The 16250-nt window shown below is 72.1% G+C and carries 14 protein-coding genes; 7 read left to right on the top strand and 7 right to left on the bottom strand.

The genetic code is table 11. The features are described 5' to 3' along the window. Nucleotides 1-16: 16 nt before the first annotated feature. Complete coding sequence (locus tag IH61_RS0104060) at nt 17-1204, bottom strand: acyl-CoA dehydrogenase family protein (protein ID WP_031064987.1); 1188 nt, start codon at nt 1202-1204, stop codon at nt 17-19. 142 nt (nt 1205-1346) lie between these two features. On the opposite strand from IH61_RS0104060, the gene IH61_RS0104055 reads away from it, so the two are divergent. Continuing rightward, nucleotides 1347-1661 (top strand): hypothetical protein, encoded by a 315-nt coding sequence (locus IH61_RS0104055; protein ID WP_051836198.1) that lies wholly within the window; start codon nt 1347-1349, stop codon nt 1659-1661. Between the two features lie 100 nt (nt 1662-1761). Here the strand turns inward: IH61_RS0104055 and IH61_RS0104050 are convergent, their stop codons facing one another. Both IH61_RS0104050 and IH61_RS0104045 read right to left on the bottom strand, forming a co-directional pair. Beyond that, complete coding sequence (locus IH61_RS0104050) at nt 1762-2073, bottom strand: AzlD domain-containing protein (protein WP_031064982.1); 312 nt, start codon at nt 2071-2073, stop codon at nt 1762-1764. Next, nucleotides 2070-2807, bottom strand: coding sequence for an AzlC family ABC transporter permease (locus tag IH61_RS0104045; RefSeq protein ID WP_037971597.1), 738 nt, complete (start codon nt 2805-2807; stop codon nt 2070-2072). Before IH61_RS0104045 ends, IH61_RS0104050 begins: the two co-directional genes overlap by 4 nt. A 154-nt stretch (nt 2808-2961) precedes the next feature. Here IH61_RS0104045 and IH61_RS0104040 point away from each other — a divergent pair, with 154 nt between their 5' ends. Beyond that, nucleotides 2962-3591 carry a helix-turn-helix domain-containing protein gene (locus IH61_RS0104040; protein WP_078910812.1) on the top strand — a complete coding sequence of 210 codons (630 nt, stop codon included), beginning with the start codon at nt 2962-2964 and terminating at the stop codon, nt 3589-3591. A gap of 40 nt (nt 3592-3631) precedes the next feature. Here the strand turns inward: IH61_RS0104040 and IH61_RS0104035 are convergent, their stop codons facing one another. Beyond that, complete coding sequence (locus IH61_RS0104035; RefSeq protein ID WP_078910811.1) at nt 3632-5602, bottom strand: cholesterol oxidase substrate-binding domain-containing protein; 1971 nt, start codon at nt 5600-5602, stop codon at nt 3632-3634. A 196-nt stretch (nt 5603-5798) separates the two neighbouring features. Further along, nucleotides 5799-6131 (bottom strand): hypothetical protein, encoded by a 333-nt coding sequence (locus IH61_RS0104030; protein WP_051836197.1) that lies wholly within the window; start codon nt 6129-6131, stop codon nt 5799-5801. A 168-nt stretch (nt 6132-6299) separates the two neighbouring features. On the opposite strand from IH61_RS0104030, the gene IH61_RS0104025 reads away from it, so the two are divergent. After that, entirely contained in the window at nt 6300-7694 is a 1395-nt protein-coding gene (locus IH61_RS0104025) for a class II fumarate hydratase (RefSeq protein WP_031064968.1), read from the top strand. A 120-nt stretch (nt 7695-7814) separates the two neighbouring features. Here IH61_RS0104025 and IH61_RS0104020 read toward each other — a convergent pair whose 3' ends face one another. Next, nucleotides 7815-8261, bottom strand: coding sequence for an SPW repeat protein (locus tag IH61_RS0104020; RefSeq protein ID WP_031064965.1), 447 nt, complete (start codon nt 8259-8261; stop codon nt 7815-7817). 211 nt (nt 8262-8472) lie between these two features. Here IH61_RS0104020 and IH61_RS0104015 point away from each other — a divergent pair, with 211 nt between their 5' ends. Continuing rightward, nucleotides 8473-9024 carry a PadR family transcriptional regulator gene (locus IH61_RS0104015; RefSeq protein WP_031064963.1) on the top strand — a complete coding sequence of 184 codons (552 nt, stop codon included), beginning with the start codon at nt 8473-8475 and terminating at the stop codon, nt 9022-9024. An 85-nt stretch (nt 9025-9109) separates the two neighbouring features. Further along, entirely contained in the window at nt 9110-10810 is a 1701-nt protein-coding gene (locus IH61_RS0104010) for an acyl-CoA dehydrogenase family protein (RefSeq protein WP_031064961.1), read from the top strand. A 186-nt stretch (nt 10811-10996) separates the two neighbouring features. Here IH61_RS0104010 and IH61_RS0104005 read toward each other — a convergent pair whose 3' ends face one another. Then, complete coding sequence (locus tag IH61_RS0104005; RefSeq protein ID WP_031064956.1) at nt 10997-11701, bottom strand: response regulator; 705 nt, start codon at nt 11699-11701, stop codon at nt 10997-10999. A 279-nt stretch (nt 11702-11980) separates the two neighbouring features. Here IH61_RS0104005 and IH61_RS42510 point away from each other — a divergent pair, with 279 nt between their 5' ends. Both IH61_RS42510 and ltrA read left to right on the top strand, forming a co-directional pair. Beyond that, the gene (locus IH61_RS42510; protein ID WP_051836196.1) at nt 11981-14071 is read left to right on the top strand and encodes a sensor histidine kinase; all 2091 of its coding nucleotides are present in this window, start codon (nt 11981-11983) and stop codon (nt 14069-14071) included. Nucleotides 14072-14678: 607 nt separating this feature from the next. Beyond that, nucleotides 14679-16148 (top strand): group II intron reverse transcriptase/maturase, encoded by a 1470-nt coding sequence (gene ltrA, locus IH61_RS0103995; RefSeq protein WP_031064952.1) that lies wholly within the window; start codon nt 14679-14681, stop codon nt 16146-16148. The last annotated feature ends 102 nt before the right edge of the window (nt 16149-16250 follow it).

Genomic DNA, 16250 nt, shown 5'->3' with positions numbered 1-16250 from the left:
CCGTACGGACGGGGTGTCAGCGGTAGGCGGACTCGCCGGTGATGGCCTCGCCGAGGACGAGGGTGTGGATCTCGCTGGTGCCCTCGTAGGTGAGCACCGACTCCAGGTTGTTGGCGTGGCGCAGCACCGGGTACTCGGTGGTGATGCCGTTGGCGCCGAGGATCGTACGGGCGCTGCGGGCGATCTCCAGGGCGGTGCGGACGTTGTTGAGCTTGCCGAAGCTGATGTGCGGCGGACGGGCGGCGCCCTGCTCCTTGAGCCGTCCGATGCGCAGCGCCACCAGGTACGCCTTCTCGACCTCCAGCATCATCTCGACCAGCTTCTGCTGGGTCAGCTGGAAGCCGGCGATGGGGCGGTCGAACTGGATACGGCTCTTGGCATAGTCGAGGGCGGCGGTGTAGCAGTCGCGGGCGGCGCCGACGGTGCCCCACAGGATGCCGTAGCGGGCCTCGTTGAGGGAGGAGAGGGGGCCGCGAAGGCCCGTGACGCCGGGTAGGACGGCGTCGGCGGGCAGGACGACCTCGTCGAAGGCGAGTTCGCTGGTGACGGAGGCGCGCAGGGAGAGCTTGCCGTGCACGTCGGTGGCGGTGAGGCCGCGGGTGCCGCGCTCGACCAGGAAGCCGCGCACGCCCGCCTCGGTCTGGGCCCAGACGACGGCGACGTCGGCGATGCTGCCGTTGGTGATCCACATCTTGCTGCCGGTCAGCACCCAGTCGCCGCCCTCGCCGCCCTTCTGGACGGCCCGGGTGCGCATGTTGGCGGGGTCGGAGCCGAAGTCGGGCTCGGTGAGGCCGAAGCAGCCGATCAGCTCGCCGGCGGCCATGCCGGGCAGCCAGCGCTGCTTCTGCTCCTCGGAGCCGTAGGCGTGGATGGAACGCATGGCCAGGGAGCCCTGGACGGAGACGAAGCTGCGCAGCCCGGAGTCCGCGGCCTCCAGTTCCATGCAGGCCACCCCGTACGCGACGGCGTCCGCTCCCGCGCAGCCGTAGCCGTCGAGGTGCATGCCGAGCACGCCGAGGGCGCCGAGTTCGGGGGCGAGTTCGCGGGCGGGGAAGACACCGCGTTCGAACCAGTCGCCGAGGTGGGGGCGGATACGCTCCTCGGTGAACCGGCGGACGGTGTCGCGGATCAGCCGCTCCTCGTCGGTGAGGAGGTCGCCGACGGCGAGGAGGTCGGCGGGGTCGATCCGGGGCGGCTTCGTCATCGAAGCTCCTTGTCGTCTCGGCGTACTGTCTGCGTAGTGTTCGAGGGGCACCGGCCGTGGGCGGGTTGCGGCGAGTATCGCGCACTCGGCCCGGCGGTGGACGGACGCGAAGGCGTGAGGAAAGCGACACGGGGAGGGTGGCATGGCGCGCTGGGCGCTGGTCGTCGAGGAGACCGTCGGCATCGGCCAGGACCGCATCTGGGGCAGCCAGGTGCTGGGCGAGGTCGAGGGCTCCCGCGAGGAGGCCGTGGAGGAGTTGCGGCGCATCGTGCCGACGTTCACTCCGCAGCACCCGTTCAACAGCCGGCACCGGACGCTGCTGCGGGACGGGGACACCTATCTGCTGATCTCCCAGGGGAGCATGCGCGACTACCACTGCGTGTTCAAGGTGTGGGAGATGCTGTGGGACAGCAAGCGCCCCGAGGTGCAGGCGGAGCGGTTGGCGGAGGAGGGCTGACAGGCTTCAGCTGACGGATACCGTCAGCTGTCATCTGTTCGCTGTTATCTGCCGGCTGTTATCTGTCGGCTGTCATCCGTCAGCTGTCAGTTGTCCGCCGTCAGCCCACCCCGCACAGCCGCAGCAGCGCCGTGGTCGCCGCGCCCGCGACGACCACGGCCGGGAACGGCGCACGGCGCAGCGCGAGGGCTCCGGCGACGAGGACGCCCGCCGGGCGGGCCCAGCCGGCGAAGCCGTGACCCTGGGTCAGGGCGCCGGTGGCGACCAGGGCGACGAGCAGGACGGTCGCCGCGACGGTGAGCAAGTGTCGCAGCCGGTCGGAGAGTTGGAGCCGGTGCCCGAGCAGTGGCCCGGCGATGCGGAAGGCGTAGGTGCCGGCGGCGAGCATCAGGACGGCGTAGAGCGGCATCATCGGACGGCATCCTTCGGCATCGGCCCGGGCTGGACGGCCGGTACGGACAGCGCGGGCGCCGGCCGTCCGGCGAGCAGCAGGCCGACGAGGGCGAGCAGCACGGGCAGCCCGGCCGGGACGTACGGCGTGGCCGCGACGGCGACGGCGGCTCCCGCCAGGGCCGCCGTGCGGGTGCGGCGATCGGTCAGCGAGGGCAGGACGAGGGCGAGCAGGACGGCGGGGAAGGCGGCGTCGAGGCCGAGTGCATCGGTGTCGCCGATCAGTCCGCCGGCGCCCGCGCCGAGCAGCACGGCGAGGTTCCACACGACGAACAGGGCGAGGCCACAGGTCCAGTAGGCGGCCCGGCGTCGGTGCGGGTCCTTCTCCTGGAGGACGAACGCGGCCGATTCGTCGGTGAGCAGATGGGCGCCCGACAGCCGCTTCCACCACGGGCCTTGGAGTACGTCGGCGACGGTGAACCCGAAGGGGAGCATCCGGGCGTTGAGGACCAGCCCGGTGGCAACGGCCGCGAGCGCGCCGCCACCGGAGAGCACCACACCGACGGCCGCGAACTGCGAGCCGCCGGCGAAGACGAGGACGGACATGGCCATCGGTACCCACAGCGGCAGGCCCCCGGAGACGCTGATCGCGCCGAAGGAGGCGCCGACAAGGGCGTCGGCGAGACAGACGAGGGCGATGTTGCGCAGGGTCGCCGGCTCCAGGGCCCCGAGAGGGGTTCGGAAGAACGAACGCATGTTCATTAGAGTGAACCCGTCCGACCGGGTTCGTCAACCCGAACGAGAGTACCGACAGAACGAACGCCGATTGCCCGAAGCGCGATCGGCGGCGGCCGTGACAGCATGAACGGCACCGGGCCGAAGGAGCCGGGAGAAAGTGTGCGTGCCGACCATGACCGACCAGACCGCCCAGCCCACGGGCACCACGGGCACCACCGGCAGCACGGGCACCCCCGGCCCCGCCGCCGGGACCGGCACCGAGCTGATCGGCCAGATCGCCGCCTCCATCCGTCGCGAACGCGAGCGCAGCGGGCTCTCGATGGCCGAGCTCGCCCGGCGCGCGGGCATCGCCAAGTCGACGCTCTCCCAGCTGGAGTCCGGCGCGGGCAACCCCAGCGTGGAGACGCTCTGGGCACTCGGGGTGGCGCTCAACGTGCCGTTCAGCCGGCTCGTCGACCCGCCGCGCCCGGCGGTGAAGGTGATCCGGGCCGGGGAGGGCCCGGTCACCCACTCCGAGCAGGCCACCTACGCCGCGACCGTGCTCTCCTCCTGCCCGCCCAACGCCCGTCGCGACATCTACCGGATCGAGGCGCAGCCCGGCGAGACCAGGGCCTCCGACCCGCACATGCCCGGGTCCGTCGAGCACGTGATGATCGGCGCGGGCCGGGCCCTGGTCGGACCGAGCGAGATGCCCGTCGAACTGGGCCCGGGCGACTACATCAGCTACCCCGGCGACGCCCCGCACGTGTTCCGCGCCCTCACTCCCGACACCCTGGCGGTGATCGTGATGGAGCACATCTGACGGAGCGTCATATCTGACGAGACGTCAGCGAGCCCGTGAACTACCTCAACAGGCCGTCCAGGAACGGGTTTCCGAACACCCGGTGCGGGTCGTGCCGGTCGAGGACGGCGACCGCCTCGTCCCAGCCGGGCCCGCCGCCGGCGCGCAGGCTCTCGGGGATGGCCCGGCCGAGCACGTCCGGGTCGGACCAGGCGGCGTCGGTGGTGTAGGCCCAGCCCTTGGACCACTCGACGCGCAGGCCCGCCCGGGTGCCGTCGAAGGTGCGCAGCAGCCACTGCTCGAGGTCCCGGGCGAAGCGCTCCAGGCCGGGCGTGCCGGGGAGGGAGAGGACGTCCAGCCAGACGGCGGTGTCCCACTCCGGCCGGTCGGCGCGCGGGCGCAGCGCGGACAGCAGTGGCGGCCGGGCGCCGGGCACGCCACTGGACGCCGGGTCGTCCAGGCCCGTGACCCGGATCTCCACGGCGCCGTTGACCGGGTACTCGCCGCGCGCCTGGTACTCGGCGAGCAACTGCCGGTAGTACGCGGCGAATTCGCTGACCGCCCACTGGAGGTCGGCGCGCCTGGCGAGGATCGCGTAACCGTTGGCGGTGACGCGCAGGGTGGTGGGTCGCACGTACTGCAGCAGGGTGCGCGAGGGGCCCCAGAGGTCGGAGCGCAGTCCCCCTGCCAGTAGGTGGGTGATCAGGTCGCCGGTGAGCAGGTCCCGCAGCAGGCCCCCGGAGAGCAGGACGTCGGTGAGGTCGCCGGTGAGCGCCACCTTGGCGATCAGGTACTGGAGTTGGCCGAACAGCGGGGCCGATCCCCAGGCGCCGGAGACGAGTTGGCCGGCGAGGCGGGCGACGGGTTCCGGAATGTTGTCCGAGAAGGGGTAGTTGTAGGGCTGGTCGACGGCCCGGGAGGCGAGCGGCTTGGCCGGGGTGACGCTCCAGGTCTTGAGCCAGGGGTAGTCGGTGTAGGCGAACCAGATGGCCTCGGCGCGGCCGTCGCGCTCGACGAACTCGGCGAGGGTGCGCGGCCCGTCGCCTCCTCCGAGCAGGCCACCGAGCACTCCCCCGAGCAGTCCGCCGCCGCTCGCGCCGGAGCCGGTCGCGCCCGGGCGGGCGAAGAGCTCGGTGGCGGGGATGTCCAGGCGGCTGACGCAACGAAGCGGCCGGTCGGCGCCGGCGCGCAGCACGACCTCGGTGAGGAAGGCGCGGCCCAGGTGCACCAGGAAGGCGGCGCTGTCGGCCTCCGTACGGTCGAAGGTGCGCAGGGTGTAGCGGCCGGTGGCCGGGTCGAGGACGACGGCGGTGAGCCGGACGACCTGGTTGCTGACCGAGCCGTACCCGTGCCCGTCGGGGCGCAGCTCGCCGGTGGCGGGGACTGCGGTGCCGTGGCCGCCGATGGCGAGGACGCCGCCGACGGTCAGCTCGCCGGGCGCCGGGCAGGCGGTGAGGCCGAGGCCCCGGTCGGCGAGGTGGGCGAGGAGGGCTTCCATGGTGGCGCCGGTCTGGGCGCGGACGGTGGTGGGCGAGTCGGCGGTGACGGCGGTGAGGTGGCGGCTGGTGTCCACGAGCAGGACGCGCGCCGCCTCCGGGGTGCCGCCCGCGACGGTGAGCGGCGCCCAGGTGTGCCGGTATCCGGTGGCGCGCAGGCGCCAGCCGTTGGCGTGCGCCCAGTCGGCGAGGGCGGGGACCTCCTCGGGGGTGCGGGGCGCGCAGGTCCACAGCTGGTCGGTGCGGATCTCGCCGGACCAGTTCTGGAAGACGCGCTGGTACAGCTCGGTGCCGGCGGGCAGGCCCGGCGGTACGGGCGCGGCGGCGCGGGCGTCGTCCGGGCCGATGGTGGCGCGCAGCAGCCAGGCCGCGCCGCCGAGGGCGGAGGCGCCCAGCAGCCGACGGCGGGTGAGGCCCCCGGCCGGGCCGGCCGGTGGTGCCGGTGGTGTCGGTGGTGTCGGTGGTGTCGGTGGTGTCGGTTCGGCTGGTGCGGCCGGTTCGGTCGTTCGGCTGTGCCGGCCGTGCTCGGTGGTCATTCGTCCGCCCCTGGTCCCTCGGTCCCGATCGCCCGGTCCGAATCTGGCCGGGCCCGGTCAGGAGCGTACGAAGCGCCGTACGGCCGTTTGAAGCCGCGGCTCCGCTTTCTCACCCGATCGAGTGATCATGGAGCGAAACACCGCACACGCGCCGCACCGAAGGGCTCAGCAACCGTTCAGCGCGCTTCAGCACGGCTCAGCGCGGTGCGGCGAGCGCGGCCTCCGCATAACGCCGCCAGCGGGCGGAGGAGGAGGCGGGCACACACACCCAGTCCTTCATGGGCCTCCCGCCCGCCGGGTCGAACAGGTGGGCGCCCTCCAGGGCGAGGGCCTCGGCGTGCTCCGCCGAGTCCCGGCCCAGCCGGCAGACGAGTTCGGCGCCGTGCAGCCCGGCGAACGCCTTGCCGTTGACGTCCTTGAGGCAGGGCATGCCGAACATCTGCGAGCGGTGGGCGCCGAGCGGGGCGAGGTCCTCGGCGATCGTCTCGTAGCGGGAGAGGGCGGCGGCGGCCGCGTCATTACCGGTCATACGGTCATCGTCGCGCACACCGGGACTCCGCCGCGCCGCCCGGCAGCACCGGCGGCGGGCCAAGAGGTCCCTCACCACTCGCGGAAATACCCGGGGCCCGGGTAGAGCTGTGGTGATCAGGAGCCGTCCCCGCGCACGGGGAGGCCCGTACAGGAGGTGCAGGGCGTGATGGGTGGCGAGCGGGAGTACCGGGTCGAGCACGATTCGATGGGCGAGGTCCGGGTGCCTGCCGACGCGAAGTGGCAGGCGCAGACGCAGCGGGCCGTGGAGAACTTCCCGGTGTCGGGGCAGCGGCTGGAGCGGGCGCACATCGCGGCGCTGGCGCGGATCAAGGCGGCGGCCGCCCGGGTGAACGCGCGGCTGGGAGTGCTGGAGGAGGCCACGGCGGCGGCGATCGAGGCGGCGGCCGAGGAGGTGGCCGAGGGGCGCTGGGACGACCAGTTCCCGGTGGACGTCTTCCAGACCGGTTCGGGCACCTCCTCCAACATGAACGCCAACGAGGTGATCGCCACGCTCGCCTCCGAGCGGCTCGGCCGGCCCGTCCACCCGAACGACCACGTGAACGCCAGCCAGTCCTCCAACGACGTCTTCCCGTCCTCGATCCACATCGCGGCGACCGCCGCCGTCACCCACGACCTGATCCCCGCGCTGGAGCACCTCGCGGAGGCGCTGGAGCGCAAGGCGGCCGAGTTCGCGACGGTGGTCAAGTCCGGTCGCACGCACCTGATGGACGCCACGCCCGTCACCCTGGGCCAGGAGTTCGGCGGGTACGCGGCGCAGGTGCGGCACGGGCGCGAGCGGCTGCTGGCGACGCTGCCCCGGGTGGCCGAACTGCCGCTGGGCGGAACGGCGGTGGGCACGGGCATCAACACCCCGCCCGGATTCCCCGAGGCCGTGATCGCCGAGGTGGCCCGCACCACCGACCTGCCGCTCACCGAGGCGCGCGACCACTTCGAGGCGCAGGGCGCGCGGGACGCGCTGGTGGAGCTGAGCGGCCAACTGCGCACGGTGGCGGTCGGGTTCACGAAGATCGCCAACGACCTGCGGTGGATGGGCTCGGGCCCGCGCACGGGCCTGGGCGAGATCAACCTGCCGGACCTGCAGCCGGGTTCGTCGATCATGCCGGGCAAGGTGAACCCGGTGCTGCCCGAGGTGGTGCTGATGGTGGCGGCCCAGGTGGTGGGCAACGACGCGACGGTGACGCTGGCGGGCGCGAGCGGGAACTTCGAGCTGAACGTGATGCTGCCGGTGCTGGCCCGCAACGTGCTGGAGTCGGTGCGCCTGCTCGCCAACTCCGCCCGCCTGCTGGCGGACCGGACGATCGACGGCGTGACCGCCAACGTCGAGCGGGCCCGGGAGTACGCGGAGTCCTCCCCCTCGGTGGTGACCCCGCTGAACCGCTACATCGGCTACGAGGAGGCCGCGAAGGTCGCCAAGCAGGCGCTGGCCGAGCGCAGGACCATCCGTCAGGTGGTGCTGGACCGCGGCTACGTCGAGCGGGGCCTGCTCACGGAGGCGAAGCTGGACGAAGCCCTGGACGTCCTGCGGATGACCCGCCCGTAGCGGCGAGCAGACGGGCAGGCGGGCAGACAGGCAGACGGGCAGGCGGGCGGGCGGAGGACGTGCGCCGGGGCGCGGTGGGCGGTGAGGCCCTCCGCGCCCCGGCACGGGCTGCGGGGTGTTTCAACCCCTGGCTCGGCCGGCACGGCCGCGCCGCATCGAGGCTCCGTTCGACGTCATGGTCGCCATGGACAGCGCCGCGAGGCCGAGCAGGAACATGACGGCACCGGCGATGAGGCAGGTGACGATGTTCTTGCCGTGCGCGACGGAGCCGGAGACGACCCAGGGGGAGATGATCGTCCAGACGCCGAGCGCGGCGGCCGCCCAGGCCCTCGCGTGGGTGCGTTCGTAGGCCGATCCGTATCCGGCCATCAGCGCCGTGTAGGCCAGACCCACGATCAGGCAGGTCACGGTCAGGGTGCTGAAAGCGGTGGAGCCGACGATCCACGGCGATGCCGCGAGGAAGAGGCCGGCCAGTACGGCCAGGGCTTCGATGCCCTGGGCGCGGGGGGTCGAGGTGACCCGCTCGTAGTGTTCGCGGAGTTCGACGATGTCCGGATGGTGCTCCATGCCCGTCGGGATATGGGTTGCCACCGATACCACCTCCTGTGGTCCGGATGGGTGAAGGCGCATGCGCCCTACCCCATTCTGGCGCTTCTCGATGGTTTTGCACCCGATCGTCCCGAATGACCGATAACCATCCGGTCACGCCGGTGACCTGCGTCTCACCGCCGCGCGCCGCCATTGCCTATGCAACTCGTTGCATAGCAGGATGCGGGGCATGGCACTGGAGCACGCGATCCTCGTCTCGCTACTGGAGCAACCCGGCTCCGGCTACGAGCTGGCCCGGAGGTTCGACCGCTCCATCGGGCGCTTCTGGACCGCCACCCACCAGCAGATCTACCGGGTGCTGCGGCGGATGGAGACCGACGGACTGGTCGTCTCCGAGGAGGTCGCCCAGGACGGACGGCCGGACAAGAAGGTGTACGCGGCGTCCTCGGACGGGCGGGCCTCCCTGGCCGACTGGCTGCGCGAGCCCGTCGAACCGGAGACCGTCCGGCACGAGCTCGCGGTCAAGATCCGCGCCGCCGCCTTCGACGACCCGGCCGCGCTGATCTCCGAGGTCGAACGGCACCGGGAGGCCCACGCCGCCCTGCTCGCCCGCTACCTGCACGGCGAGCAGCGCGACTTCCCCGAGGCCCCCTCCGCCGGACCCGACCCCCGCCGGGAGCTGCAGCACGTGGTGCTGCGCGGCGGCATCGAGTACGAGCGGATGACCATCGCCTGGCTCGACGACGTCCTCACCACGCTGCACCGCCTCACCCGGCGCTGAGCCGAACCCCGGCCCACCGCCTGCCGCACCACCCGACCCACCGCCCTACCCACCACCCCCACCCACGCCTGACGGGAGCCCTGCGATGCTCTTCAACCCGCGCACCTACGACCCCGCGCAGTTCGACGAGCCGACCCGCCGGCTGCTGCGCGCGACCGTCGACTGGTTCGAGACCCGCGGCAAGAAGGCGCTCCTCGACACCTACATCGACCGCGCCTGGTACGCCGACTTCCTCGAGTTCGCCGCGCGCGAGGGCCTGTTCGCCGAGTTCCTGACCCCCTCCTCGGCCGACGCCGACAAGCGCTGGGACACCGCCCGCATCGCCGAGCTCAACGAGATCCTCGGCTTCTACGGCCTCGGCTACTGGTACACCTGGCAGGTCACCATCCTGGGCCTGGGCCCGGTGTGGCAGAGCGAGAACGAGGCGCTGCGCGCCCGCGCCGCCGAACTCCTGCGCGAGGGCCACGTGATGGCCTTCGGCCTGTCCGAGCGCACCCACGGCGCGGACATCTACTCCACCGACATGATCCTCACCCCGGACGGCGAGGGCGGCTTCACCGCCTCCGGCTCCAAGTACTACATCGGCAACGGCAACGTGGCCGGACTGGTCTCGGTGTTCGGCCGCCGCTCCGACGTCGAGGGCCCCGAGGGCTACGTCTTCTTCGCCGCCGACAGCCGCCACGAGGCGTACCACCTGGTCAAGAACGTGGTCAACGCCCAGATGTACGTCAGCGAGTTCCGGCTGGAGGACTACCCGGTGCGCGCCGAGGACGTGCTGCACACCGGCAGGGCCGCCTTCGACGCCGCGCTGAACACCGTCAACGTCGGCAAGTTCAACCTGTGCACCGCCTCGATCGGCATCTGCGAGCACGCGATGTACGAGGCCGTCACCCACGCCCGGAACCGGGTGCTCTACGGCAAGCCCGTCACCGAGTTCCCGCACGTGCGCCGGGAGTTGACGGACGCCTACGCCCGCCTGATCGCGATGAAGCTGTTCAGCGCCCGGGCCGTGGACTACTTCCGCAGCGCCTCCCCCGAGGACCGCCGCTACCTGCTGTTCAACCCGATGACCAAGATGAAGGTCACCACCGAGGGCGAGAAGGTCATCGACCTGATGTGGGACGTCATCGCGGCCAAGGGCTTCGAGGCGGACACCTACTTCGACAAGGCCGCCAAGGACATCCGGGGCCTGCCGAAGCTCGAGGGCACCGTCCACGTCAACCTGGCGCTGATCCTCAAGTTCATGGGCAACTACCTGTTCGCGCCCGCCGACTACGCCTCGGTGCCGACCCGCCTGGACGCCGCCGACGACGAGTTCCTGTTCCGGCAGGGCCCGGCCCGCGGCCTCGGCGCGATTCGCTTCCACGACTGGCGCATCGCCTACTACCGGCACGCGCACCTGCCCAACGTCGCCCGCTTCCGCGAGCAGGCGGACGGCTTCTGCACGCTGCTGCTCAAGCACGCGCCGAGCGAGGAGCAGCAGGCCGACCTGGACTTCCTGCTGGAGATCGGCCAGCTGTTCGCGCTGATCGTCTACGGCCAGCTGGTGCTGGAGCAGGCCGAGTTGACGGGTCTGGACGCGGACGTGCTGGACCAGATCTTCGACGCGCTGGTGCGCGACTTCTCCGCGCACGCCACCGAGCTGCACGGCAAGGCGTCCACCACCGAGGAGCAGGCCGCCTGGGCGCTGGCGCACGTGCGCCGCCCGGTCGCGGACGCCGATCGGTCCGCGAAGGTGTGGGCGAAGGTCGAGGCGCTGTCGGGCGCGTACGAGATGCGGCCGTAGGGCTCGGCGTACCTCCGGGGGTGCCGGTCGGCGGACCGGCACCCCCGGTCCCACCCGTCGGCCTTCACCTGGCGGGTTTCGCCTGGCGGGCTTCACCTGGCGGGCTTCAGGTGACAGGTTTCAGGTGACAGGTTTCAGCTGACGTAGTTCAGCCGACAGGTTTCAGCTGACGTGTTCTGTCATCTGTCAGGGGGTCGCGGAGTCCCCGAGGCCCATGTCGCGGGCCCGGGCGACGGCCTCGGCTCGGGTGGCGACGTGCAGCTTCTCGAAGATGTGGGTGACGTGGTTGCGCACCGTCTTCTCGGCGACCACCAGCTCCCGGGCGATGCGCCGGTTGTCGTGACCGCGGGCGACCAGGTCCAGCACCTCCGCCTCGCGGGCGGTCAGCTCGGGGAACAGCTGCCCGGCCTCGCGCATCTTCGCCCCGGCGAGCAGCGCGGTGATCCGGCCCGCCACCTCGCCGCCGAAGACGGCGCCGCCAGCCGCGACCGTCCGTACGGCGTGCAGCACCTCCTCCCGGCCGGCGCCCTTGACCAGGTAGCCACGCGCCCCGGCCTGGAGGGCGGCGAGCAGGTTGCCGTCGTCGTCCGACATGGTGAGCATCAGCACCGGCGGCGCCTGCTCCTGCGTGCAGAGGCGGCGCACGGCCTCCAGCCCGGAGCCGTCCGGGAGCGAGAGGTCCATGATCACCACGTTGGGGCGGCTGCGGGCCACGGCCCCGGGCACGTCGGCGACCCGCTCGGCCTCGGCGACCACCCGGACGCCCTCGGCGCTCTCCAGGGCCGCCTTGAGGCCCTCCCGGAAGAGCGGGTGGTCGTCGACGATCAGTACCCGGACGGGCGGGGTCGCTTCCGGCTGGTCCGAGGGGGTTGTCGCTTGCTGTTCATCCACCCGGCCGACACTAACAGCGCACATCATGTGACTCTCCGTGGCGTGCCCGGGGGTCGTCCGCACGGCGGGGGTCCTGGTGCGAGGTCCCGGGTACGGGATCCAGGGTGCGGGTTCCGGGGCTCGGGGTCCCGGGGCCGGGGTCCCGCACGACATGCGTGACCACTGCCTCACGCAACCGGGACACCCGGCCGACGAGACTGGAAGGTAATGCCGGGGACGAGACACCGGCCCGTCAGCTCGCGGCCGGTGACAACGCCGCGTCCGGAACGAGGTGGTGCGATGACCACGGTGACCCCTCCCCCGCGCCGCACCCGGGGCGAGCGGCAGCTGTTCGCCGCCGCCGCCGTGACGGCGGTGTGCTTCGCCGCCGCGACGCTGTGGATCTGCTACGTGCTCGTCCACCTGGGAGAACCGGGCGTCTCGCACCCCCGCGACCAACTCGCCATCCTCGTCTACACCCTGCCGACCGCCGCCGCCGGCATGCTGCTGCACGCCCACCGCCCGGGCAGCCCGCTCGGCTGGGTGATGCTCGTCTACGCGCTCACCGCCATCCTGCCGAGCGCGGCGGCGGCCCCGGTCTGGGTCGAGATCACCGACCCGGGCATCGTCGGCGCCACCCTGGTCCTCGACGTGGTGTGCACCTGCGTCAACGCCACCCTCCTGTACTCCCTTCCGCTGTGGCTGCCCGGCGGACGGCTGACCAGCCGGCGCTGGTGGTGGTTCATCGCCGCCGTCGCCCTGTGGGTGACGCCCGAGGTGGCGGCGCAGCTCCCCGACCGGACGGCGTACGGGCGGCCCAACCCGCTCTCGTCCAACCCGCTCGGACACCTCGCCGTCGACCTCGTCGACCGCCTGGGCGGCCACGACATGCTGATCGGCGAGTGCGTGATCGGGTTCGTCGCGCTGGTCCTGCTCTCGCGCCTGCTGCGGCCCGCCGCACAGGAGCGCGACCGCGGCGGGGCGGGGCTGCGCCGCCACCGGCTGCGGGTCGCGGCGATGCTCGGGGCGTACCTGCTCTGGGTCGGGCTGCAGGACATGTACGAGCGCACCCGCTCCGAGCACTACTGGCTGAGCTACTCGCTGTTCGCCGCGGCGGGCCTCGTCTGGGCGGTCGCGGTCGGCTTCCTGGTCGTGCGGGACCGGGGCTGGCAGCTGGACCGGGCCGCGCGCAACGTCCTCATCGGGCTGCAGCTGGGCACCGGCGTCACCGCGCTGTTCGTGGTGGCCGCGGCGGTGCTCTCCGACTGGCTGCTGCCCGGGCGGGGCGGGGCCGCCCTGCTGCTGATCGCCCTGGTGTACGTGCTGGGCGCGGCCCTGCCCAGGGCGGCGCGGCGGGCCATGGCCGTGGTGGACCGGCTGTACTACGGCGAACGCGCGCAGCCCTACCAGGTGCTGCGCACGCTCGCGGAACGGGTGCGCCAGGTCGTCGACCCGGAGCAGCTGCCGGAGGCGCTGTGCGCGACGGTCGCCGAGGAGCTGAAGCTGCCCGGCGTCACCCTGGCCGTCACCACCCGGGCCGGGCGGCGCACCCTGGCCACCGCCGGGCGGCTGGACGGGCGCAGCGAGGGGTTCGCGCTCGTGCACAACGGGCTGGCGATCGGGGAGCTGACCATCGGGCTGCGGGCCGGGGAGGAGCGGCTGTCGGCGAGCGACATCGACATCCTGCGCTCGCTGGCCGACCAGGCGTCCCCCGCCGTCGCCTCCCTCCAGCTCCAGGAGGACCTGCTGGCCAGCCGGGAGCAGATCGTCGCCGCCCGGGAGGAGGAGCGGCGGTGGCTGCGGCGGGACATCCACGACGGGCTGGGTCCCGCACTGGCCGGGCTGCGGCTGCGGGTGGACAACGCCGCCTCGGGGGCGGAGGAGGATCTCGCGGGCCCGCTGCGCACGGTCTCCGAGGGGCTGGGGATGGCGATCCGGGAGGTTCGCCGGATCACCGACCGGCTCGGGCCCGCACCGCTGGGCGAGCTGGGGCTGGCGCGGGCGGTCGGGCGGCTGGCGGACACCTTCAGCGGGGCGGGGCTGACGGTGACGGCGCAGGTGTCCCCGGATCCGCTGCCCCAGCTCCCGGCGGCCGTGGAGGTCGCGGCGTACCGGATCACGGCGGAGGCGCTCAACAACGTGCTGCGCCACGCCCGGGCCCGGACGGTGCTGGTGACGCTGCGGGTGGACGAGGGCGCGCTGACGCTGACCGTGCAGGACGACGGGGTGGGGTTCCACGAGTCGGCCGAGGTGCCGCCGGGGGACGGGGTGGGACTGCGGTCGATGGCGGACCGGGCGGCGGAGATCGGCGGCCGCTGCACCGTCGAGCCGCTGCCGAAGGACGCGGGCACCCGGGTGCTGGCGGTGCTGCCGCGCACGGCGAACAGGTGACGGGTGACGGATGACGAATTTGCGCCGTGAAGCGTTGTTGGTTCGAGTGGAGGTGAGAGACCTTCGCCACCGACCCTGTCGCAGCAGGGCGGTGAAGCTGAGGGCAGCCTGATCCGGGTGGTGCCGGGGAGGGCGGGAGCGGCCCTGACAACGCCGGGACGTGCCAGTACTGCCAGATGGTGCGGGTCCGGCAAGCGTGGCGGAGAGGAGTACGAGAGGAACCGGCGTTGTTACGTCCTAACTTCGTCACCGACTCAAATCTGGTGGATATGGGTCGGGTGCGGTGCGCACGGTCGTCTTCGGGCGGCCGGAACTCCTGGGGCGTCTTATTCGTGGCGCCCGGGAGGCCATGAGGAAGGTCTGCGGCGTACTCATGGCGATGCCGCTGGGACACAGCCGGGCTCCTACTTCGCCGAGCGAACCACAGTGAACACGGGAACCGCCCGTTCGCGGCTCCCGGTCGGCGGGCAGCCAGCTCGCGGGCCGGGATAGGCACACCGACTGCCGAACGGGACGGGCGGGGCGGAGCCGCCGTAGTACTCCGAGCCGGGGAGAGCCCGGCACATGGGGAAGGGCGGCAGCGGTTGTACGAGGGGAGGAGGCTGCAATGCCGAAAGACGCACCGGTGAACACCGGCGCCACGCTGGAGCAGGCCCCGGTGGGGCCGCGCCGGCGGGTATCGGAGATGCAGGCCAAGCTTCACCGTTGGGCGGTGGCCGATCCCGGCCGCCGGTTCGACGACTTGTTCAACCTCGTGCACGACCCGGCGACGCTGATCGCGGCGTTCGACCGGGTTGCCGGAAACCGGGGCGCGCGGACCGCCGGCGTGGACGACTTCACGGTCGCCGACGTCGAGGAGCGGATCGGTGTCCCCGGGTTCCTGGACAACCTGCGTGCCCAGCTCAAGACGGGCACGTTCCGGGCCCTGCCGGTGAGGGAGAAGAAGATCCCCAAGCCGGGTGGGTCCGGAAAGGTTCGGCGGCTCGGGATTCCCGTCGTCGCCGACCGGGTCGTCCAGGCCGCGCTGAAGCTGGTGCTGGAACCGATCTTCGAGGCCGACTTCAAGCCGGTCTCCTACGGGTTCCGGCCCAACCGGCGGGCCCAGGACGCCGTTGCCGAGATCCACTTCTTCGGGACCCGCGGCTACCGCTGGGTCCTGGACGCGGACATCCAGGCGTGCTTCGACGAGATCGAGCACGCCGCGCTGATGGACCGCGTCCGCAGGCGGATCAAGGACAAGCGGGTCCTGGCCCTGGTGAAGGCGTTCCTGAAAGCCGGGGTCCTCACGGAACTCGGCGAACTTCAGGACACCCACACCGGGACACCGCAGGGAGGCGTCATCTCGCCGTTGCTGGCCAACATCGCGCTGTCGGTGCTCGACGAGCATCTGCACGCGACATGGGAGCCAGGAGGCGGGATGTCGACGCAGCGACGGCGGGAACGACGGCGCCTCAAGGGTCTGCCGAACTGGCGGGTCGTCCGCTACGCGGACGACTTCGTGGTTCTGGTCCACGGGACCGAGCAGGACACTGAGGTGGTGCGCGAGGAGATCGCACATGTTCTACGGCCCATCGGTCTTCGGCTGTCACCGGCCAAGACCCGAGTCGTGCACATGAGCGACGGGTTCGACTTCCTGGGGTTCCGCATCCAGTGGCGCCGCAAGCGAGGAACGAGCAAGTGGCACGTCTACACGTTCGTCGCGCAGCGGCCGCTCCGGTCGGTGAAGGCGAAGATCCGTGCCCTGACCCGCAGGACGTCGCAGCAGGACCTGGGTTACGTGCTGACCAGTCTCAACATGATCACGCACGGCTGGGCCAACTACTTCCGGCACGCAGTCGCGAAGAACACCTTCAGCATGCTGGACAACTTCACCTGGTGGAGGCTGATCCGCATGCTTCGCGAGCGGCACCACTGGACGTGGTCGGACGTCCGCCGCCGGTTCGTCACCGCCTCCGGGCGGTGGCTGTCGATCACGGCGGGCGAGATCGAGCTGCGGAAGATCAGTGCGATCCCGGTGACCCGGTATCGCTACCGCAGCAAGTCGATTCCCAGCCCCTGGCTTTTGCTGGAGACCTGACGGCAAGGACCGTGGAGAGCCCGTTGCGTTGAGAGGCGCACGGCGGGTTCGGCGAGAGGTCCGGGGAAACGGACCGGGAGTAATCCCGGCACCGCGCCCCGG

The sequence above is a fragment of the Streptomyces sp. NRRL WC-3742 genome (assembly GCF_000720635.1).
GTDB lineage: Bacteria > Actinomycetota > Actinomycetes > Streptomycetales > Streptomycetaceae > Kitasatospora.
The sequence above is the reverse complement of the archived record's forward strand: the minus strand, read 5'-3'. Positions and strand labels throughout refer to the sequence as shown.